Genomic DNA, 20,863 nt, shown 5'->3' with positions numbered 1-20,863 from the left:
AAGTAAAACCTAAATTACAAACATCATGAAAACTTATCTAACAAGTCGTGTTTGCATTTTTATAGCCATAACCGGGATCTTTTTTCTGCTTTTCTTTATCTGCAAAGTAGGTTAAACCATGCCTAACTCAATAAGCGCTTGTACTAACCTGAATTTGCTCTTATTCACAAAATATCTTTCAACTAATTCTTTTGCTTGTTGCCTATCCATTCAATTTTAGTGTTCATCAATAACTAAACGAGTGAAGGGATCCTTTAGGATAAAGAAATTTAAAAATTAGAATTACAATGTTAGAAATCCAAATGTTTATATATTTGCAACTATTTATAATAAGTCTAAATAAAATCTAATATGTATGCTTAAATCTCTAACTCTATTTTTATCTATCCTTACAGTGCAGGCATTTGCCCAAACTGGTACCATTAGAGGCACAGTAACCACTTCTGATGGTAAACCTGCTGAATTTGTAAATGTTGTTCTGGCCGGAACAAATAAGGCCAGCATAGTCAACGAAGCTGGCAATTATACCATCAACAAAGTTCCTGCAGGAACTTATACGTTAACTGCAAGTTTTACCGGGCTTCTCACACAAAAAAGCACAGTAACAGTAACAGCCGGAGAAACCAGCGTAGTCAATTTTACTTTGACAGAAGACAACCGGCAATTACAGGAGGTTGTTGTAAACAGCAACAGCCGGCAAACAAATAAGGAAACCGATTATGTTGCCCGGATGCCATTAAAAAATCTCGAGAATCCGCAAGTATATAACGTTGTCGGCAAGGAGTTAATGAAAGAACAGCTGATGACCGGCGTTAAGGAGGTTTTCAGGGCTGCCCCCGGCGTTGCGCCAACTGAATATGTTACCGGAAGCTTTGCTGTCTTATTCAGAGGCTTCACCAACTTCGATTACGCAAGGAATGGAATGGCAACATCAGTTTACAGATCTGGAACAGAAATAGCAAATCTGGAACGCGTAGAATTAATTAAAGGTCCATCAGGTACGCTGTTTGGCTCGCAAATATCCACATTTGGTGGTGCAATAAATCTGGTCACCAAAAAACCTTATGCAGCCTTTGGAGGCGAGATAGATTATAGCATGGGAAGCTTTGATCTAAGCAGGGCTACTATTGATCTGAATACACCACTAAATAATGAAAAAACAGTATTACTGAGATTCAATGCCGTAAAGCATCAGCAAAACAGTTCAAACGAATATGGCAAAAATAAAAGATACGTTATTAGCCCCAGTCTATCTTACCAGGCCAGCGACCGCCTTTCATTCCTGTTCGATTTTGAATATTTTAACAGTGATGCAAACCGCCTGGCATATACATTACTTTTTGGAGATCAAGTGCCTTTTAAATCTGCAAAAGATATTCCGCTTGGCTTTAAAAAATCTTTTTTCCAGAATGATCTGCTTAGCGACGCAGAGGCCACAAAATATTTTGGACAGGCCAAATATCAGATTAGTAAAAACTGGACATCAACTACAGGCGTATCTCATGTAAATGAATTTTTAAACCACAGCTATCAACCTTATGTAGAATGGACTAATGCGACCACGGCCGAAACCAGTATCAGGCATTTTGGTCCAAGAGAAAGAACTTACGCAAATATCCAACAGAATTTTAACGGAAGCTTTAATACCGGTAAAATTCATCATAACATATTGATTGGTGCCAGTTATGAATTCAACGATGAAACACTTACTTACAAAGCCCTTGAGCTCGACGAAATAGACATTACCCAGCCTTTCGAAAAATCGGGCCTGAGCAGGGTAACCGGTCTTTTGGCAGATAATTCAATAGCCTCATCTACTGATGCATACGGAGGAAACTCTTTTGGTGCATACGCTTCTGACGTGATCAACTGGACCGGCCGTTTGTCTACCATGTTAAGCTTGCGTTTTGATCGTTTTAAACAAACCTACGAAGGGGGCTTTGTTCAGCCATCACTTTCTCCCAAGCTAGGAATTGTGTATCAGCTGGTGAAAGACAAAGTATCTCTATTTGGGAACTTTATGAATGGTTTTCAAAACCAGGGTCCACTTGAACAGCCTGATGGCAGTCTGTTTAAACCTAAACCCGTTTTTGCCAACCAAATGGAAGGCGGTGTAAAAGCCGAATTACCGGGCGGTGTGCTTGGTGGGAGTATTAGCTACTATCATATTGGTATCGACAATGCTTTGCGTACAGATGATGCACTATATAGTTTTCAGGATGGCAAGCAAGTGAGCAAGGGAGTAGAAGTAGAGCTTACTGCTAACCCTCTAACCGGCCTGAGCATTGTAGCCGGATACGGATATAATGAAAATAAATATACTAAGGCTGATGCATACGAAGGTAAGCTTGCGACTCAAGCACCCAAACATATCGTTAACTATTGGCTGAACTATCGTCTGCCTTTTGAAAGTATTAAAGGTATTGGAGTGGGTTTTGGAGGAAATTATATTGGCGATTCGTATCTTAATTCAAGCAATACTTATACCATTCCGGCGTATCATATTATTAATGCTGCTGTTTCTTACCAAAAGGAGAAATGGAAATTTGGTTTTAAATTAAACAACATCTCTAATGTACAATACTGGGATTTGGTAGGAAACCCCCAATTTACCAGAAACTTTGCAGCTAACTTCTCTTTCAAATTTTAAGTTACTTTTAGACTCATTGACCCTTTTTTGGGCAATTTACAATTGTCATCTCCTTTGGTTACCAAAGGAGATGACAATTGTAAATTAATAAATTGCTTCGAAGTCTAGCATAACTCCATTCTTGTCATACCTGCCCTTACTGTTAAAAACCTGGAAGAACTTATTCACAGCGCCGGATATGATTGTGCCGGCATCGTCCGTTTGAATCTTTACACCACTTCTGTACAAGAATTTTTTAGTACATGCACAGACGTATACAAGGATTTTTTGCAGAAGTATGGCATAAGGCAAGCTACAACCTTACTGGAAGTCAAAGGTCTTTTTGCAACCCTAACAGTCGAACTAGAAGCTACTGTAGTAAAATAGAGAAAAAGCCAGCAAGTGTACGCTCATTTGCTGGCCTTTCCTTTTTCTGGTGTTTTTACAGCAAACTAACCAGCTCTGCAATCCTGTTGGAAATTCCAACTTCATTATCATACCAGGCGACCACTTTAACCAATTTACCGTTAGTTTTGGTCAAACTACCATCTACAATCGAAGAATGTGTGTTTCCTAAAATATCTGAAGATACCATCGGTTCTTCTGTATATTCCAGTATACCTTTAAAAGTGCTTCCTGCATAGGATTTAAATAAGTTATTCAATTCATCGGCAGACACCTCCTTATTTAAATTTACCGATAAATCCACGATAGATGCATCAATTACCGGAACACGATAAGAATATCCATCCATTTTACCTTTTAAGTTAGGAAGCACATCACCAATAGCTTTGGCGGCACCCGTAGTGGTAGGGATAATAGAATATGATGCTGCGCGTGCTCTTCTTAGGTCTTTATGAGGTGCATCTTGCAAGTTTTGATCAGCAGTAAATGCATGAACAGTTACCATATACCCAGATTCGACACCAAATTCCTTATCCAGAATTGCTAATATTGGGGCAATGCTGCCTGTGGTACACGATGCTGTAGAATAGATCAGGTCGTCCCCTATCAGCTCATTATTCACCCCGTGTACAATCGTTTTCACCCCTCCTGTGGCAGGTGCTGTAATCAATACTTTTTTTGCACCTGCATGGATATGTGATTGTGCAGAACCCTTATCGGTAAACCTGCCTGTCGATTCTATTACCACATCTATAGCCAGGTCTTTCCATGGAAGCTTTTCAGGATCTCTTTCACTCAATAACTGTATGCGTTTTCCATTTGCAATGATCATATCCCCATCACTGGTTACCTCTCCGGGGAACCGACCATGTGCCGTATCATATTTAAGTAAATGGGTAAGTGTTTTGATGTCTGTAAGGTCATTTACTGCGACAACTTCTATTTCTGGTCTATTTTGTAATGCCCTAAGGGTCATTCGGCCGATGCGTCCGAATCCATTAATTGCTATTTTCATGTTGTTATGATTAATTTGTTCTATATAAATTCGATTGAGAACTATCATTAATGCCAGGAGATTGAAGTGATGTCCTGAATGCGCGGCGATAATCGGATGGTGTAGTCATTAAATGCCTCAGAAATGTACGCCTCATGGAGACAAGATTATTAAGCCCGCATTTTTCAGCTATACTTTCAATAGAAACATCGGTATCTTCCAAATATTTCCTGGCCATTTCCACCCTTAGTTTTTCTATGAACTTGGCAGGTGGCAAACCTGTTTGCTTATGAAAAACCCTCGTAAAGTTCCTTGGGCTCATATTTAAATGTTCGGCCATCCGCGCTACATCTAAAGGCTGAGCCAGGTTCTCATTAAGCCATCCATATAATTTCTGTGCAATATTGGTGCTTTCGTAAGCTGGCAATAGGTTGCCAAACTGGGCCTGAAAACCAGGTCTCGACAAGTAAAACACCAATTTGCGTGCTACTTGAATAGCGATATCCTTGCCGTGATCTTCCTCTACTAAAGCAAGAGCGAGATCTATGCCTGAAGAGACCCCTCCTGAAGTATATATCCTCCCATCCCCCATATAAAATGGATTAGTATTGACCTCAACAAGTGGATACTCTTTCTTTAACCGATCACTCAACTGCCAGTGTGTGGTTGCTTTTTTTCCATTTAACAATCCTGCTTCAGCTAAAACAAAAGCACCACCGCAAACTGACCCAATCCTGCTGTTACTTTTTTCATTGATGGCCGATAGCCAATTACAAAAAGTAGCGTATTCTGATTTTCCTAAAGTTTGAAAGTCATTTCCAGCTACGATAACAATGTCGATAGGTGTTGTAATTTCCAGGGCACTCTGCTGGCAAACCAGTTCCGCCCCGGCTAAAGTCGGTATGTGCTTCTTTAAGGTTGGAGATGCGATTACAACATCATAACCATGTTTAGAACCAGATAAGTATAAACACTTGTCTGCATTGGTAAAAACATCTACAGGACCCGAAAAATGGAGTAAGGTACGACCAGACATCGGTACGATTACCACTTTTTTCTTTAACTGATTCCTAATGAGAGCAGATTCATCGTCATTCATATAACAAATATACAGGGTAATATATTTGTCTCAAAGGACATATTTTATACAATTTAGGACAAAAAAATTTATATATCAGATATGGATATAGGCTGTTAATATGAATTTCTCCATCGTTTTACTTTAGAAGCGCAATGCTTGCTTCAAGTTCAGATATTTCTTTTTCTCTCTCTTCAATTAAAGTTGTTTGGTTATTAACATCTTTCTTCAGATCAGATATTTCGAGTTTTATTTCAAATGTCTGAGTTTCCTTTCCCAGGTCATTAACGAGATTTTGAACTTGTTTCAAGTTACGTTGTTGATCTGCCAAACTCGTCTTTGCCGCCCCTAATGACTCGGTTAACTCCTTAATTTCCATGATTTTTCAATTAACTCACAATGTACGCATAATAAACCGTTAAAAAATTAAGGTAAAATTCTATCTTGCATTATGAGATTACTTTTTAAATACCTGCTTTTTTTTGCTGTAATCCAATTTACAGCAGTTGTACAGCCTTTATTTGCCCAGGAAATAACAGCAGTTATCCCAGGAGATTTTGCCGACCCCTCAATTATCCGAAAAGGCAATGAATACTATTCCATCGGTACTTCCTCAGAGTGGGGCCCACACTTTCCAATATTTAAATCCACCAATTTAAAAACCTGGAAACAAACAGGCTATGTTTTCAAACAAGCTCCTGATTGGGCAAATGCTTCTTTCTGGGCTCCAGAATATTATTACCACAATAAAACCTATTTTATATATTACACGGCACGACGTAAAAAAGACGGTGTTTCTTGCATCGGAGTGGCCACTTCCAAATATCCTGATAAAGATTTCAAAGATCACGGAATCATTATTGAGTATGGTAAAGAAGCTATAGATGCGTTCGTATTTAACGACAAAGGCCAGCTATACATAACCTGGAAAGCCTATGGTTTAGACGGTAGGCCAATAGAAATACTTGGCAGTAAGCTGACTAACGATGGACTATCCTTAATTGGCGATGCATTTACAATGATGAAAGACGAGAAGGGCATCGGTCTTGAAGGACAAAGCTTCCTTAAAAAAGACGATTATTATTACATGTTCTACTCTGTTGGAAATTGCTGTGGCAGTAAATGCGATTATAATGTTAGAGTCGCCAGATCTAAAACCTTTCAGGGACCATATGAAAACCATCCAAGAAACCCACTATTATATGAAAATGAATGGTGGAAATGCTCCGGACATGGCACTTTTGTAAACAGTCCTGATGGGAAATACTACTACATTTACCATGCTTATAATAAAGCCAGCAGTGTTTTCACCGGACGCCAAGGTATGCTTGCAGAGCTAACTTGGTCAGGCAAAAATGAGTGGCCAGAGTTCAAAGAATTATCACCTGCGCCAGGTAACCCGTCAGCCAATAATTTCAAGGCTAATTTCTCTACACAAAATCCATCTGTAGATTGGCAATGGGATTTCAGAAACTCCACACCTAAATTAGCACAACAAAAAGGGAACCTTTATTTATCAGGCAATATTAAAAAAGAAAACAATGCTGGTATTGCGCTAACTATCCGTCCCGCTCATTTGAACTACGAAATGACCACGACCGTTGTGAATCGCAACAACGCTTTAAAAGGCCTGGTAGTTTATGGAGATGCAAATGCCGCAACAGGCATTGGAGTAGTAGGCAATAAAGTTCAGTTCTGGATGGTAAAGGATAATAAAGAAACTGTTTTAAATACAGCTACAATTGACAATCCTGAAACCCCTATTCAATTAAAAATGCTGGTAAAACCTGACTTCACCTGTCGTGTATACTGGAGACAAAAATCGAAAGACTGGAAAGAATTATCCGTAGATGATAAAGCATATTCAATAGATTTTCTTCCCCAATGGGATAGAAGTCCGCGACCTGGCCTAAATTTCAAAGGAGCCTCTACAGCAAATGCCCAATTCTCGTCCTTTGAACTTAACTATTTAGAAAAATAATGGACTTACTTAACTCCATCCGGAAAATTGATACAAGCTCCCTGGTAGATCGCGTGGAGACAAAACTTGTTGAGCTTCTTCAGGCGAAACAACTTAAAATTGGAGATAGTATTCCTACCGAGCTCGAGCTTTGCTCTTCTTTGGGTGTAAGCAGAACTGTTGTAAGAGAAGCGTTATTACGATTAAGAATGATGGGCCTAATCGACACTAAAAAGAAAAAAGGCACCGTAATTACAAGCCCTGATATTTTTGGCATACTCAGCAAAAGTATGAACCCATATATTCTGGACGAGGAAACTTTAAAAGAAATCTTTGAGATAAGATTAACACTTGAAATTGGAATGGCCGACTTCTTATTTCGAAACATCACACCTAAGGACATCAAAGAATTAAAAGCCATTGTCGAAAATGAGCCGGCAATGGCCAAAGATTATCTTTTTGAAATTGATCATGAAATAGCCTTTCATTCAAAACTTTATGAAATAACGGGGAACAAAACCATGAAGAAATTTCAGAAAATGCTACTCCCAATATTTGACTACGTAAACAACAGTGGCATGCTCAAGAAACCAACTACTTATGGAAAGTTTGTTTCGCACAAAGGGCTGGTTGATATCCTGGAAAACGGTTCTCCTGAATTATTCAGAAATGCGATGCGCAATCATCTTGAAAACCATTTTCTAAGATTATCTTAATTACTTGCTTCTTTAGGTGCCTGCTTATAAAGGCCTATTTCCGCAATAGCAGGATTTAACCTCGATGAAACAATCCTTAATCTTATTTCAGAAGCTGTAACAGGAGCAAAACGCAACAGGCGCTTATAACCTATGGTAGTGCCTTTTGCAGCTTCCTTCCACTCATCCCCTGCTTTATATTCTAAAACAAAGTTTTCTACTCGCTGTCCTATTCTCAAATTCTCCTGCAATAGCAACAAATCAAACTTCTTTGATTTTGATAATTTAAGATCAATAACAACCGTACTGTCACCAGGTTTGGTAGCCCAAACTGTATTATCTTTACCATCAAACAATACACTTGATTTTTTTGCATTACTGCCTTTAACTACTGCACCTGCCAGCAAGTTTACTGCAAATGTATTGTCCTTTTGTTTCTTAAAACCCTGCAACGACTTAATATCGCTATCACTAATCAAGCCTCTGGTATCTGGAGGTATGTTCAATAGCAAAACGCCATTCCTTCCAACCGAGCTGTAATAGATATCCATTAATTTCTCCGGAGATTTAACATCCTTGTCTTCGGTAGTATGATAGAACCATCCTGGACGGATTGAAACATCGATCTCTGCAGGGTACCATACCAGACTTTTTGCTTTTGCAATTTTTGATCTGCTGCCCAAGTCATTTGCCATCATATCTCTCGGTGCGAATTCAACTTTCTGCTGCGAGTTTTCAGCTATTTTTTCGGTCTTTAGTTCATCACCAGGCACAACACTCCATTCAGTCTCCCTGCCATAGCCGCTTTCCGTTCCTACCCATCTTACATCTGGTCCTGAAACCGCAATAGTAGCCTTAGGTTGCAGTTTACGAATCAACTCATACCATCTGTTATACTCATAAACCTGTTTTTTACCGGAAGGGCCCTCGCCGTTTGCACCATCAAACCAAACTTCATCTATCTGTCCATATTGAGTTAACAATTCCGTAAGCTGGTTAATGAAATAGTTATTGTATTCCATGCTACCAAAATATTTCGAATTGCGATCCCATGGGGACAGATAAATTCCAAATCCGACACCGAATTCCTTACATGCATCAGCGGTTTCCTTTACAACATCTCCTTTCCCTTCTTTCCAGGGACTATTTTTCACAGAATGTTCTGTGTATTTACTTGGCCACAAACAAAAACCATCGTGGTGTTTTGCTGTTAAAATAATTTGCTTAAAACCGGCTTCCTTACAAACCTTAACCCACTGCCTCGCGTCCAGATCTTTCGGATTAAATATTTTAGGGTCTTCAGATCCATCCCCCCATTCTTTATTGGTAAAGGTATTTATCCCGAAGTGTATAAAAGCAGTTAATTCTAATTGCTGCCACCTTAATTGCCGGGCGGCAGGAACTACATTAGCAGCTTTTTTTACAATATCCTTTTCAGTATCTCCAGGATTAATTTCAACATAGTTTTTATTGGTAAAGATCTGAGCAGAACTACTGTTTGGTAAGCCCGCGCAAACAACCAACTGAAGTCCTATTAATAGAATCCAGTTTAGCCTGTTAAAATAATACCTCTTCTTCATAATCTGATTAAATTGAATAATGATCAACTTCAAAGAAAGCTTGATTTTCATTATCAATAGTGTAATTTTTTGTCAAAACATTAAGTGATTTTGTCAAAAAACAGCTTAGTCTATTTACTTAGCAAAGTATTCATAACCTCTTCAAATTCCTTTTTATACTGCACAAAATACTCGCCGGTACCAGGGCCATAAAATGAAGTGTTGATATGATTCACCAAGCCGTTTTTATCTAATATGATACTTGTAGGGAAAACTTTAATGGCGGTTAACTGAGGTAAAGTCTTTTCTGTTTTTTCAGGATCTCCGGCAGTAACGCCAGTAATTAGCATTGGATATTCAACCTTAAACTGTTGCTGAAACTTTTGCAGGCTTTTTCTCGACCTTGCCTCATCTGTACTTAATTCATAAGCTAGTGCAATCACCTCTACACCGCGGTTTTTATTCTTGCGGTAATAGTCGCTTAAAAAAGCCATTTCGTCCATACAGTTAGGGCACCAGGAGCCCATTAGCTGTAAAACAACCACTTTATCTTTAAATCTTTTATCATTTATAGATACCACATTACCTTCAAGGTCTTTAAAACTAAAATCCAGTCGGCCACTTTCTCCTTCCTTAAGCGCAGTTACTGGAGCTTCCAATTTAACATTGGAGTCCTTTACGGCAGTCCATTTTTCTAATGATGTAGCACCGCTATACAGTGTACCCTTAATGCTATCTCCCTTAATTTTAGCAGAGAAAACAAGCGCGTGTATACCATCAAAAGTTGAGATCATTAGGGAATCACCGATTATGGTGCCATCAAGATAACGGTAATCGCCAGAAGGAGTTAGCACTGAACCACCTACTTTCTGACCATTTTGCGTGAACTCTCCAATTGCCAGTCGCTCAGACTGATCAGCCCTGGTAAACTCAATCTTCCATTTCCCTTTAACAGATACCTTACCGGCACTTCCTTTTGGAAAACGGCTGGCTTTTGAGGTGGCAGAGAACGGCATAACCACATCTTTAACAGATCCGCCCTTTATCCATACACCATTTAAACTGTCCTTATTGATAATTTTAACCCTAAACGACGACTCGAATACGGGCATTTTTATTAAAAGCGAATCTTTAGAGATCCGTGTCATTTCTGTTTTAAGTCGTTCAGTATCATTTACCACATAGCAAATTGTAGTATTACCTTGCTTTTGAATTCCTAGTTCAAAAGGTATTTCGTTTCCATCTGCCCGATGCAATACTGCTTTCCATTTTCCTTGTTGCAAATTAATCTGCGCATTGCAGAATAGAGAAAAGGCCGTTAGAACAGCCAATAATGCATATCTTACCATATTTCTAGTACTCTTAGTCCATGCAAAGGTAGCTGAATCGGTACTGACGAGGGTAAAAATATTTCATACGAAAGTAAAAAACAGCCATATGAGAGAAAAAATCTACAAAAAGACTAGAGTATTAAACCTTAATAACAATCTTTCCCTGAGTTTTTCCGGTTTCGAGTGAGAGGTGCGCTGCCTTCATCTGGTCAAAATCAAATACTTGCGACACATGAGATTTGACGGCACCACTTTCCAATAAAGCGGCAATTTTTTTCATCTCCTCGCCATCGGATTGTACCATAATCGGATAACCAATCATCCCCTGTGCCTTAGCTTTTTCGGCTACTGCATCATTTTGTCCAGATGGAATGCTAATAATTGTCCCTCCCTTTTTCATTACTTTTAAAGAGTTGTCGATATTCTCGCCCCCAATTGCATCAAGTACAAAATCAATATTACCTGTAGCATCTTCAAAAGCCTGGCTTGTATAATCAATATGTTCATCAGCCCCCAGGCTTAAAACAAAATCTCTTTTAGCAGCAGATGAAGTTCCTATCACATAAGCTCCAATATGTTTTGCAATCTGCACAGCATAGTTTCCTACCCCACCCGCAGCCGCATGAATTAGTACACGGTCGCCCTTTTTTATTTTTGCATGATCAACAAGCGCTTGCCATGCCGTTAAGGCAGCTAAGGTAGCCGCAGCAGCTTCTTCGTGGGTAACATTAGCAGGCTTTAAAGCAAGATGACTTGCAGGAGCAGCTGCATACTCAGCATAGGCCTTCCCATGTCCCGGGAAATTTATCATTCCAAATACCTCATCGCCTTCTTTAAACAATGAAGATTTAGATAAACTAACAACCCCCGATACATCCCAGCCCAGAACAATAGGATTCTCGTCTTTTAGCTTTGCGGCGCGTCCTTTACCTATGCGCGTTTTAACATCAACCGGATTTATACTAATGGCCTTTATTTGTATAAGCACTTCTCCATCGTTTATTGATGGCACTGGCAACTCGGTATAAACCAAATTATCTACACTGCCAAAATCCTTTAACATGATACTTCTCATTTGCTGAACCAATTTATATTGCAAATTACAAAAATTGAGTAGGTTTGAGTTCCTATGAGATCATAAAATCAATGCAGGTATTGTCTGATCTTAGAATGCAGCTCTGTGGGACTAAATGGTTTTGCTACATAATCGTCAATGCCAGCTTCTAAAATCTGTTTATTAATTTCTGTGAGCAGAGATGCAGTTAAAGCGATTATTGGAAGCTGCTTAAATTTATCATCGCCGATAGACCTTATTACTTTTGTTGCCTCATATCCATCCATTTTTGGCATTTCCAAATCCATCAATACAAGGTCATAATGGTTGTCTATTACCTTCTCAACTGCTTCAGTACCATTTACTGCGCAGTCTATGTGGAGCCCCCATTTTTGCATAAACTTACGGGCAACAATTACATTTATCTCGTTATCCTCAACCAAGAGTATCTTATAACCCGCAAGGCTCGAAAAATCAGAGACTACCCCAGGCACAGAAATATCGCCTGCCTTCTTTTTGCTTTTCTTAAATTGCAGATTAAATAAAAAACTAGCTCCCATGCCAACAGTACTCTTAACAGAAATACTTCCACTAAGCAACTCTATTATCTTTTTTGTTATTGCAAGGCCTAAGCCTGTTCCGCCAAAAACTCTGTTTGTATCGGAACTTGCCTGGGTAAAACTCTCAAAAATATAATCTTTCTTATCTGCATCAATACCAATTCCGGTATCTGTTACCGCAAAATCTATATCCACCAAATTACCCACTGCCCTGTTCAATGATAAATCAATAATAACAGAACCCGAACTTGTAAATTTAATGGCATTGCTTACCAGGTTATTCAATATCTGGGTTAGTCTTGTTGGATCGCCAATTATCATAGTTGGCAAATCTGAGTCTACCTTTACTTTAAACTTTAGCCCCTTTTCTTTTGCTGCCAAACAATGCGTTTCTTTAACATTATTTACCAGCTCTATTAGGTTAAAGTCAATCTGCTCAAATGAAATTTTTCCGGATTCTATTTTACTATAATCCAAAACATCATTTATCAGGTCCAAAAGATTCTCACTAGAGAACTTTAAAATCTTTAAACTATCTATCTGATCGGGCTTTGGGTTTTCCTGCAATAGCAAATTGGTCATACCTATTACCGCGTTCATTGGGGTTCTTATCTCATGGCTCATGTTAGAGAGGAACTGTTGTTTAGCCAGAGCCGCATTTTCGGCTACTTGTTTTGCCATCAGAAGCTCTCGTTCTGCCTGTTTTATTTCGGTGATATCTGTTACAGCTCCAACAACTCTTATTGTTTTACCATTCTCAACTATTGGAATACCAATGCTCCTAAAACACTTCTGCGTACCCTTAGGTATAAGTTCAATATTATATGGCAACTGATTTTCAATGGCATTTTTCATTCCCTCCCTAATTAACTCTGCACCATTGTCTTCATACAAAATTGCAGCATCATTTAGGGAAGTTGTTTCCTCATTAATCCCCAGTAATAGCTTCATGTTTTTTGTTCTGTAAACCAGGTCTGCTTCTATATCGTACTCCCACCCCCCCGTCTTACTTATTTCTTCTCCGGTATTTAGCAACTCAACTGTCTGCCCCAATTTTATCTTAGCCTTTCTTAGTTCCTGCTCCACATCATTTTGCTGAGTGATGTCTAAAATGGAACCGATGACACCTCCCAAATCAAATGGATCCGGGCGAAGTGTAACATCAAGGAGTATAACTCTCCCTTTAATTTCCATGTCAGTGATAAATTTAAGCGATTCGCCTGCCAATGCACGACGCATCCGGGTGCCAACAGCCGGGTATAATTCAAAGATATTTTTTCCTACAGACTCATTGTCTTTAACTCCAAACAGCTTTAAACCCAGGCCTACCGAGCGCGTAAATATGCCTTCTTTATTTATTCTGAAAATGACAACAGGAACGTTGTCGAGTAACATTTGAAAAAGATAAATCTTTTCTTCTATTGATTCTTGCATTGTTAGCGGCCAGCAAATAACAGTTTTTTATTGAACCATATTGCAATTTGCCCGCCAAAGTTTTATAAACACAAAAGCCGGCTTTAAGAAGCTGGCTTTTGTACCTTCTGTGTATGCTGTGCCTGCCCTTCGCGGATCACCCACTCACAGGACTTTTTTGTCAAAACAGACTTGAATTATTTTATAATCTAATTTAACGAATCTTATCCCAGCTTCTAGCAAATGTTATAAACAAATTAACATTTTTAAAGTCATAAAAAAAGCAGGCGCTCCATCCGGATACTGCCTGCTTTTGAACCTAAATTTACCAATTACTTCTAATTGTATTTTCTTTATGGATATACTTCAATATTACTAAGCATATCTTTCACCATTTTTTGCAAATCAAATGCAGGTTTCCAACCCCAATCTTTACTCGCTACACTATCGTCAATGCTTTGAGGCCAGCTGTCGGCAATCTGTTGACGGAAATCAGGAACGTACGAGATCTCAAATCCAGGCACCTCTTTAGCTATTTGTTCATAAATTTCTTTTGGAGTAAAGCTCAGAGCACTCAGGTTATAAGCCGTACGTACAGACAAAGACTCCGAAGGAGCATCCATAAGCTCCAATGTTGCACGTATTGCATCATGCATATACATCATTGGCAAAGCCGTATCTTCTTTCAAAAAGCAGGTATACTTTTCGCCCTTAACTGCGCTGTGAAAAATATCTACAGCGTAATCAGTTGTTCCACCTCCCGGCGCACCTGTATAACTAATAAGCCCCGGATAGCGCACACTGCGCACATCAAGTCCATGTTTTTCAAAATAATACTTGCACCAATACTCTCCGGCAGCCTTACTGATACCATAAATTGTACTTGGCTCAGTAACGCCCTGCTGAGGGCAATTTTGTTTTGCAGAATCAGGGCCAAATACAGCTATGCTGCTCGGCCAGAAAACTTTTCCTACTTTATATTTAACAGATAAGTCCAGAATACTTAATAAGCTTTCCATATTCAGGGTCCAGGCCGCCTGAGGATTACGCTCTCCGCTTGCCGAAAGCATTGCTGCCAAATGATAGATCTGCGTAAACTTATTTTCAGCGATAAGGCTTTCAAGTGCCTCCTTATCCATCACATTTAATTGTATATAAGGCTGTTTCTCAAAAGAAACATCTTCTTTGGGTCTGATGTCCGCAGCTAATACATTTTCCTTTCCGTATCTCTCTCGTAGTTCATCGGTTAGCTCCCTTCCAATTTGTCCAAGGGCACCAATGATTAGTATATATTCTTTCTGTTTCATGTTCATTTATAAATATTGTCTGAGGCGTTTTGCTCCCTCCTCCTTACCAAGGTTATGTAACGCTTGATATTTGATCTTTCTAACACTTTCTTTACTAAGGTCAAAAAGATCAGCAATGTCTTCAAGGTGCATTGCTTCGTTACCTTGCAGTCCAAAACTGAGCTGGATTATTCTGCGCTGTCTGTCTGGCAGTTGATTTAACAATTTCCTGAGGCTGTACTTTAGATCCTGAGATTGCAGTACTGTATCTGGCGCATCTATAGTAGTATCCTCAAGAAACACCAGCAAACCAGGTTTCTCTTCGTCATCACCTGCGGTATCCAAAGAAACTGCATGGCCCGGACTGTATTGATAGGCTTTTAATTTATCAAGTGCTATTCCGGTATATTCAGAAAGTTCCTCGTCGGTAGGCAACCGTTCTAGTTTCTGCTCCATCTCCATTTCCGATCGCCACAATTCCTGTATATCATTAACCTGGTTCATCGGAAGTCTGATCATACGCTTGTAAGTACCAATGGCCATCATCATAGACTGGCGGATCCACCATACCGCAAAAGAGATAAACTTAAACCCCCGGCTCTCATCAAACCGTTCGGCAGCTTTAACCAAACCAGCATTACCTTCCGAAATAAGATCAGCAAGAGGCAAGCCCTGTCCTTCGTATTTTTTTGCTACCGAAACAACAAATCGAAGATTCGAATTTACAAGCCTTTGCAATGCTGAAAGATCTCCTGCCTGAATCTTACGTGCCAGCATTACTTCCTCTTCTGCACTCAACAATGGATACCCCGCAATATCATTCAGATACCTGCGAAGGGAATCATGGTCTCGTTTAGTAAAGGATTTCTCTATCTTGATTTCTCTCATGCTTAGCACATTGCAGCCTGCGGTTGCATGGGCTAAAGTTCTAAAGTTGATTTGTTATAACCTTGGATATTGGATTTATCCGCAAATTATTCATAACGCGCCCTTATCATCAGAATTAAATTTTGCCCTTAAAAAAAACTGTAAGTAATCCCCAAATTTTGTTGTCTTCCATTTGTTAATATGAGCTGAATGTTCTTTATTTGTATCACATCTAAACGTATATAAAGCTGTCGTGGTTATATGAATACAACCATCTTAGATCAGACCGATCTGGATATTCTTCGCCTGCTGCAAAAGGACGCAAGGCTTACTAATAAAGAATTAGCCCTTAAATTACATAAGGGGAGCAGCACTATGTTTGAGCGTGTGAGTCGGCTTAAAGATCTTGGATATATTACCGGAAGTGTCACACTAATAGACCGCAACAAATTCGATGAACTTTGGATATCCTTTACTCAGGTTCAGTTAAACGACCATAGCGGCGAAGCACTTATTGCGTTTCAAAACGAAGTAATCCGTTTTCCCGAAGTATTAGAATGCTACCATACAACAGGGGCTTTTGATTTCCTGTTAAAAATTGTGGTAAGTGATATGGCAGGTTACAATAAGCTAATTGTAGAGAAACTGGCAAAGCTTAAAAATGTAGGTTCGTTACAGAGCTGTTTTGTGGTTAATGAAGCGAAAAGAGAATTGGCCTATCCGTTAAAAGACCGAATATAAAGCCTTCGTCGAGATGACGAAGGCAGCAGAATGATGATAGCCACATTAGAACTAAGAAGGGCGTCGTATTACTCTAAATCACAATATTTACAATCCGCCCTTTTACTACAATTACCTTTTTAGGTGCTTTACCCTCAAGGTATTTCTGCACGTGTTCATCAGCTAAAACAGTTTCTTCAATCTCTTTAGGCTCTAATGCAAGGCTCAAGTTCATGTTTAAACGGGTTTTACCATTAACCGAGATTGGATAACTGAACTCGTCCTCTACCATATACGCAGGGTTAAACTCAGGATACTTAGCATAAGACAAACTTCCTGCATCGTGACCTAATAAAGCCCATAGTTCTTCACAAATGTGCGGTGCATAAGAAGCAAGTACAACAACCAAATCTTCAAGTACCTGGCGGTTCTTGCATTTTAAATCTGTAAGCTCATTAACGGCAATCATAAAGCTCGACACAGAAGTATTGAACGAGAAACGGTCAATATCATCCTGAACCTTTTTAATGATCTTGTGCAAAGCTTTCAATTCTGCTTTTGTTGGCACAGAATCACTAACATTAAACTGCCATGCCTCGTTATGGAATAGACGCCAGAATTTACGTAAGAACTTAAACACACCTTCTATACCATTAGTATTCCATGGCTTGCTTTGCTCCAATGGTCCAAGGAACATCTCGTACATCCTTAAGGTATCTGCCCCGTAGCTTTCGATCAGCACATCGGGGTTTACCACATTAAATTTGGATTTAGACATTTTCTCTACTTCCACTCCGCAGATGTATTTTCCATTCTCAAGGATAAACTCTGCATCAGCAAACTCAGGTCTAAACAACTTAAATTTCTCAATATTCAGAATCTCATTCTCTACAATATTTACATCAACATGCAAAGCAGAGGTTTTGTAATCCTTCTTTAAACCATGAGAAACCAAAGTATTGGTACCACGGCCTTCATCATCAACCACGCGGTATACAAAGTTACTTCTACCTTGTATCATCCCCTGGTTAATCAGTTTCTTAAAAGGCTCCTCTTCCTGCACATATCCTAAATCCTTTAAGAATTTATTCCAGAAACGGCTGTATAATAAATGGCCGGTTGCGTGCTCAGCACCACCAATATATAAATCAACATCTTTCCAGTAAGCAATTGCTTCTTTAGATGCAAAGTCTGAATCATTTTTAGCATCCATATAACGATACCAATACCAGCTAGACCCAGCCCATCCCGGCATAGTACTCAACTCATATTCGTACTGATCATCATAGCTCCAATCTTCTGCACGGCCCAATGGTGGCTCGCCTGTTTCAGTTGGAAGGTATTTATCAATTTCAGGAAGCATTAACGGCAGTTCCTCTTCTTTAATCAAATATGGCAGACCATTTTTGAAGTAAACAGGAATTGGTTCGCCCCAATAGCGTTGTCTGCCAAAAATAGCATCGCGCATTCGGTAATTTATCTTGGCTTTCCCTACTTCTTTTTCCTCTAACCAGGCATTTAAAGTTTGGGTAGCCTCAGTATAATTCATTCCGTTTATAAAACCAGAATTGATGTATTTACCCTCTTTGGTGGCATCTGCCTGATGCTCGATATCTTTTTGTGCATCAAGAATCTGTACAATAGGCAAATTAAAATGAGTAGCAAAAAGCCAGTCGCGCTGATCGCCACTAGGCACGCCCATTACGGCACCGGTTCCATAACCAGCAAGTACATAATCTGCAATCCAAAGTTGGATTCGTTCCCCACTTACCGGATTAATCACATAGCTACCTGTAAAAGCGCCTGATACGGTTTTTGTATCGGCCATTCGATCCAGCTCTGATTTCTTTTTTGTTTTAGCGATGTAAGCATTAATATCATCCAGTTGTGCTGCTGTAGTTAATGCAGTAACAAGTTCATGTTCTGGCGCTAAAACCAAATAAGACACACCAAATATTGTATCCACACGTGTGGTAAAAACTTCTATATAGTCTGCAATACCTTCAGGAGCATTTTCTATAGCAAATTTAACACTTGCCCCAACGCTTTTTCCAATCCAGTTACGTTGCATCTCTTTAACCGGCTCTGGCCAGTCAATTGTATTTAAGCCTTGCAGTAAACGCTCCGCATATGCAGAAATACGCATACTCCACTGCATCATTTTCTTTTGCTCTACCGGGTATCCGCCTCGTTCAGAATATCCGTCTTTCACCTCATCATTAGCAAGCACAGTTCCCAATGCAGGGCACCAGTTTACAGTACTTTCTCTTAAATAAGTAAGGCGATATTTTAATAATTCTTCCTGCTTCTCTTCGCTGGTCATAGTTGCCCAGTCACTAGGCAGGAAAGATTTAACCTCTTCATCGCAAACCGCTTTCACATCGGCACTGCCCGAAGCATTAAATTTCTCAATTAACGTAGTGATATCTTCAGCTCTGTCTGTTTCCAGGTTATACCAGGAATTAAACAATTGCATAAAGATCCATTGAGTCCATTTATAATATCCCGGATCGCTGGTACGTACTTCTCTGCTCCAATCAAAAGAAAAACCAATTTTATCCAATTGCGCTCTGTAGGTATTGATATTCGTTTCGGTAGTTAAAGCCGGGTGCTGACCGGTTTGTATAGCATATTGCTCTGCCGGCAACCCAAAAGAATCATATCCCATTGGATGCAATACGTTAAATCCTTTTAATCTTTTATACCTGGCAAATATATCGGAAGCGATGTAACCGAGTGGATGACCCACGTGTAAGCCTGCCCCTGATGGGTAAGGAAACATATCGAGAACGTAAAACTTAGGTTTTGTTGTATCTTTTTCTGCTTTAAACGTTTGATTTTGAGCCCAGAACTTTTGCCACTTCTGTTCTATTTCTTTAAATTGGTAATCCATTACTGCTAATTCCTTTATATCCCGCGAAAATAAAGAAATTAAGGTGGTTACAGAAAAGTTTGGCTAAGAAGTTTTTATTTGCCTTCGGCGATGTACATCTGTAAGCGAAAATTTACCGAACAAAAAGTGCTTTGGCGCTTTGTTTTCGGAGGCATTATAGATGCTGTGCGCTCCTGAAATAAGGTATGCAACCACACAGGCCACAACAACATAAATGCCACAGGAAATTCCAAAAAGTTCCATCGCCATTGCACAGCAAGCCAGCGGAGTTTTTGCAGCACCGGCAAAAACAGCTGCAAAACCCATACCTGCCAGGAGCCCAACAGGCAAAGGCAGCCAGAATGAAAGTGCACTGCCTAGCGTTGCGCCAATAAAAAAGAGCGGAGTAACCTCGCCACCTTTAAAGCCTGCACCAAGCGTAACTGCTGTTAAGAGTATTTTTAAAGCAAAGTCCTGAGGTTTTGAACTTTGCAAAAAAGACTCAACTATGGTGGGTATACCTAAACCAAGGTATTTATAAGAACCTAACAACGAAACAATAGCAATAACCAATAAGCCCCCTGCAAAAGGGCGCATAGGTGCGTATTTAATATTTTTAAATATCAGAGATAATTGATGGGTCAATTTTACAAATATTACCGCAGCGATGCTGAAAAACACCCCTGCAATAGCGCTGTAGGCAATTCCTGTTAAAGAAAGCCGGGGAATTGAATCGATATGATAATGGGTATGCCCCACTCCCCATAAACTGGTAACATAAGCCGCTAAAAAAGCTGTTGCAAGTGCAGGTATAACTGATTTGTACGGAATTTTGCCTAGTAACAACACCTCAACACCAAAAATGGCCCCGGCAATTGGGGTTCCAAAAACTGAGGCAAAACCAGCACTTAGACCTGCAATAAGAAGCACTATCCGCTCTTGCTTGCTCAAATGAAAAATTTTATGAAACTGATCTGCCGCAGCAGCCGACATCTGCAAAGCTGTGCCCTCCCTACCTGCAGAACCGCCAAAAAAATGTGTGGCAACAGTACCGATGAGCACCAGAGGAGCCATCCTGAATGGAATAATATCCTTAGGGTTATGGATGGTATCAAAAACAAGGTTATTACCCCGTTCAACACTTTTACCCGCATAATGGTAAATCAAACCAATTGCCAACCCTCCTAAAGGCAGTAAGTAAAGAATATACGGATGTTTGGTTCTAAAATTTGTTGCCAGATCTAATGATGTTAAAAATATTGCTGACATTGTGCCTGCCACGAAACTAAGTAAAATGATTATTAGCAACCACTTGCCTAATTTATAGATGAATTTCTTATCAATCATAATGCAAGTCAAATATAATACATTTAAAATTCTTAGGGGTAGGTCCACGTTGAGTCCACAGTGAGTCCACGTTTTTCTTAAGGAACGGTGGAC

Annotated in this window: 16 protein-coding genes; 5 read left to right on the top strand and 11 right to left on the bottom strand. The window is 39.5% G+C overall.

The genetic code is table 11. From position 1 onward, the window contains the following. The first annotated feature begins 355 nt into the window (after positions 1-355). Together HQN86_RS00200 and HQN86_RS27110 are read left to right on the top strand one after the other, a co-directional pair. Positions 356-2,650, top strand: coding sequence for a TonB-dependent receptor (locus tag HQN86_RS00200; RefSeq protein WP_172659044.1), 2,295 nt, complete (start codon positions 356-358; stop codon positions 2,648-2,650). Between the two features lie 117 nt (positions 2,651-2,767). Next, the gene (locus HQN86_RS27110) at positions 2,768-3,016 is read left to right on the top strand and encodes a RidA family protein (protein ID WP_172659109.1); all 249 of its coding nucleotides are present in this window, start codon (positions 2,768-2,770) and stop codon (positions 3,014-3,016) included. Positions 3,017-3,071: 55 nt separating this feature from the next. Here the strand turns inward: HQN86_RS27110 and gap are convergent, their stop codons facing one another. The 3 genes from gap to HQN86_RS00180 all read right to left on the bottom strand — a co-directional run bounded on the left by gap (position 3,072) and on the right by HQN86_RS00180 (position 5,485). Beyond that, the gene (gene gap, locus HQN86_RS00190) at positions 3,072-4,049 is read right to left on the bottom strand and encodes a type I glyceraldehyde-3-phosphate dehydrogenase (RefSeq protein WP_172659043.1); all 978 of its coding nucleotides are present in this window, start codon (positions 4,047-4,049) and stop codon (positions 3,072-3,074) included. 10 nt (positions 4,050-4,059) lie between these two features. Then, a complete protein-coding gene (locus HQN86_RS00185; protein ID WP_172659042.1) occupies positions 4,060-5,127 on the bottom strand; it encodes a GlxA family transcriptional regulator in 1,068 nt (355 codons plus the stop codon). Positions 5,128-5,245: 118 nt separating this feature from the next. Then, the gene (locus HQN86_RS00180; RefSeq protein ID WP_172659041.1) at positions 5,246-5,485 is read right to left on the bottom strand and encodes a hypothetical protein; all 240 of its coding nucleotides are present in this window, start codon (positions 5,483-5,485) and stop codon (positions 5,246-5,248) included. A gap of 72 nt (positions 5,486-5,557) precedes the next feature. Between HQN86_RS00180 and HQN86_RS00175 the strand changes: the two genes are divergently transcribed. Together HQN86_RS00175 and HQN86_RS00170 are read left to right on the top strand one after the other, a co-directional pair. Then, complete coding sequence (locus HQN86_RS00175) at positions 5,558-7,087, top strand: glycoside hydrolase family 43 protein (protein WP_172659040.1); 1,530 nt, start codon at positions 5,558-5,560, stop codon at positions 7,085-7,087. Beyond that, positions 7,087-7,782, top strand: coding sequence for a FadR/GntR family transcriptional regulator (locus tag HQN86_RS00170; RefSeq protein ID WP_172659039.1), 696 nt, complete (start codon positions 7,087-7,089; stop codon positions 7,780-7,782). Before HQN86_RS00175 ends, HQN86_RS00170 begins: the two co-directional genes overlap by 1 nt. On the opposite strand, the gene HQN86_RS00165 is transcribed toward HQN86_RS00170, so the two are convergent. From HQN86_RS00165 to HQN86_RS00140, 6 genes are all read right to left on the bottom strand, one after another. Beyond that, positions 7,779-9,341 carry an alpha-L-fucosidase gene (locus HQN86_RS00165; protein ID WP_172659038.1) on the bottom strand — a complete coding sequence of 521 codons (1,563 nt, stop codon included), beginning with the start codon at positions 9,339-9,341 and terminating at the stop codon, positions 7,779-7,781. The two genes, HQN86_RS00170 and HQN86_RS00165, sit on opposite strands and share 4 nt — an antisense overlap. Positions 9,342-9,451: 110 nt before the next feature. Next, positions 9,452-10,669, bottom strand: a complete 1,218-nt coding sequence (locus HQN86_RS00160) for a TlpA disulfide reductase family protein (RefSeq protein ID WP_172659037.1) — start codon at positions 10,667-10,669, stop codon at positions 9,452-9,454. Between the two features lie 121 nt (positions 10,670-10,790). After that, positions 10,791-11,726, bottom strand: a complete 936-nt coding sequence (locus HQN86_RS00155; RefSeq protein ID WP_172659036.1) for an NADP-dependent oxidoreductase — start codon at positions 11,724-11,726, stop codon at positions 10,791-10,793. Between the two features lie 68 nt (positions 11,727-11,794). Continuing rightward, complete coding sequence (locus HQN86_RS00150; protein WP_172659035.1) at positions 11,795-13,699, bottom strand: hybrid sensor histidine kinase/response regulator; 1,905 nt, start codon at positions 13,697-13,699, stop codon at positions 11,795-11,797. Positions 13,700-14,031: 332 nt separating this feature from the next. Continuing rightward, the gene (locus tag HQN86_RS00145) at positions 14,032-14,985 is read right to left on the bottom strand and encodes an NAD-dependent epimerase/dehydratase family protein (RefSeq protein ID WP_246269348.1); all 954 of its coding nucleotides are present in this window, start codon (positions 14,983-14,985) and stop codon (positions 14,032-14,034) included. 6 nt (positions 14,986-14,991) lie between these two features. Beyond that, positions 14,992-15,852 (bottom strand): sigma-70 family RNA polymerase sigma factor, encoded by an 861-nt coding sequence (locus tag HQN86_RS00140; RefSeq protein ID WP_172659033.1) that lies wholly within the window; start codon positions 15,850-15,852, stop codon positions 14,992-14,994. Positions 15,853-16,092: 240 nt separating this feature from the next. On the opposite strand from HQN86_RS00140, the gene HQN86_RS00135 reads away from it, so the two are divergent. Next, a complete protein-coding gene (locus HQN86_RS00135; RefSeq protein WP_172659032.1) occupies positions 16,093-16,572 on the top strand; it encodes an Lrp/AsnC family transcriptional regulator in 480 nt (159 codons plus the stop codon). Between the two features lie 73 nt (positions 16,573-16,645). On the opposite strand, the gene leuS is transcribed toward HQN86_RS00135, so the two are convergent. Together leuS and HQN86_RS00125 are read right to left on the bottom strand one after the other, a co-directional pair. Next, positions 16,646-19,444: a leucine--tRNA ligase gene (gene leuS / locus HQN86_RS00130; RefSeq protein WP_172659031.1), complete on the bottom strand. Its 2,799-nt coding sequence runs from the start codon at positions 19,442-19,444 to the stop codon at positions 16,646-16,648. A gap of 63 nt (positions 19,445-19,507) precedes the next feature. After that, entirely contained in the window at positions 19,508-20,770 is a 1,263-nt protein-coding gene (locus HQN86_RS00125; protein WP_172659030.1) for a chloride channel protein, read from the bottom strand. Positions 20,771-20,863 lie beyond the last annotated feature (93 nt).

The organism is Pedobacter panaciterrae, from assembly GCF_013204795.1.
Lineage (GTDB): Bacteria > Bacteroidota > Bacteroidia > Sphingobacteriales > Sphingobacteriaceae > Pedobacter > Pedobacter panaciterrae.
Note: the sequence above shows the minus strand (reverse complement) of the source record. Positions and strands in the feature narration are given on the sequence as shown.

Coding starts and splice junctions, on each gene's coding strand:
- HQN86_RS00150 (WP_172659035.1), bottom strand. CDS start 13,699: ATGCAAGAATCAATAGAAGAAAAGATTTATCTTTTTCAAATGTTACTC.
- HQN86_RS00145 (WP_246269348.1), bottom strand. CDS start 14,985: ATGAAACAGAAAGAATATATACTAATCATTGGTGCCCTTGGACAAATT.
- HQN86_RS00140 (WP_172659033.1), bottom strand. CDS start 15,852: ATGAGAGAAATCAAGATAGAGAAATCCTTTACTAAACGAGACCATGAT.
- HQN86_RS00155 (WP_172659036.1), bottom strand. CDS start 11,726: ATGAGAAGTATCATGTTAAAGGATTTTGGCAGTGTAGATAATTTGGTT.
- HQN86_RS00175 (WP_172659040.1), top strand. CDS start 5,558: ATGAGATTACTTTTTAAATACCTGCTTTTTTTTGCTGTAATCCAATTT.
- gap (WP_172659043.1), bottom strand. CDS start 4,049: ATGAAAATAGCAATTAATGGATTCGGACGCATCGGCCGAATGACCCTT.
- HQN86_RS00125 (WP_172659030.1), bottom strand. CDS start 20,770: ATGATTGATAAGAAATTCATCTATAAATTAGGCAAGTGGTTGCTAATA.
- leuS (WP_172659031.1), bottom strand. CDS start 19,444: ATGGATTACCAATTTAAAGAAATAGAACAGAAGTGGCAAAAGTTCTGG.
- HQN86_RS00185 (WP_172659042.1), bottom strand. CDS start 5,127: ATGAATGACGATGAATCTGCTCTCATTAGGAATCAGTTAAAGAAAAAA.
- HQN86_RS00160 (WP_172659037.1), bottom strand. CDS start 10,669: ATGGTAAGATATGCATTATTGGCTGTTCTAACGGCCTTTTCTCTATTC.
- HQN86_RS00165 (WP_172659038.1), bottom strand. CDS start 9,341: ATGAAGAAGAGGTATTATTTTAACAGGCTAAACTGGATTCTATTAATA.
- HQN86_RS00180 (WP_172659041.1), bottom strand. CDS start 5,485: ATGGAAATTAAGGAGTTAACCGAGTCATTAGGGGCGGCAAAGACGAGT.
- HQN86_RS00170 (WP_172659039.1), top strand. CDS start 7,087: ATGGACTTACTTAACTCCATCCGGAAAATTGATACAAGCTCCCTGGTA.
- HQN86_RS00135 (WP_172659032.1), top strand. CDS start 16,093: ATGAATACAACCATCTTAGATCAGACCGATCTGGATATTCTTCGCCTG.
- HQN86_RS00200 (WP_172659044.1), top strand. CDS start 356: ATGCTTAAATCTCTAACTCTATTTTTATCTATCCTTACAGTGCAGGCA.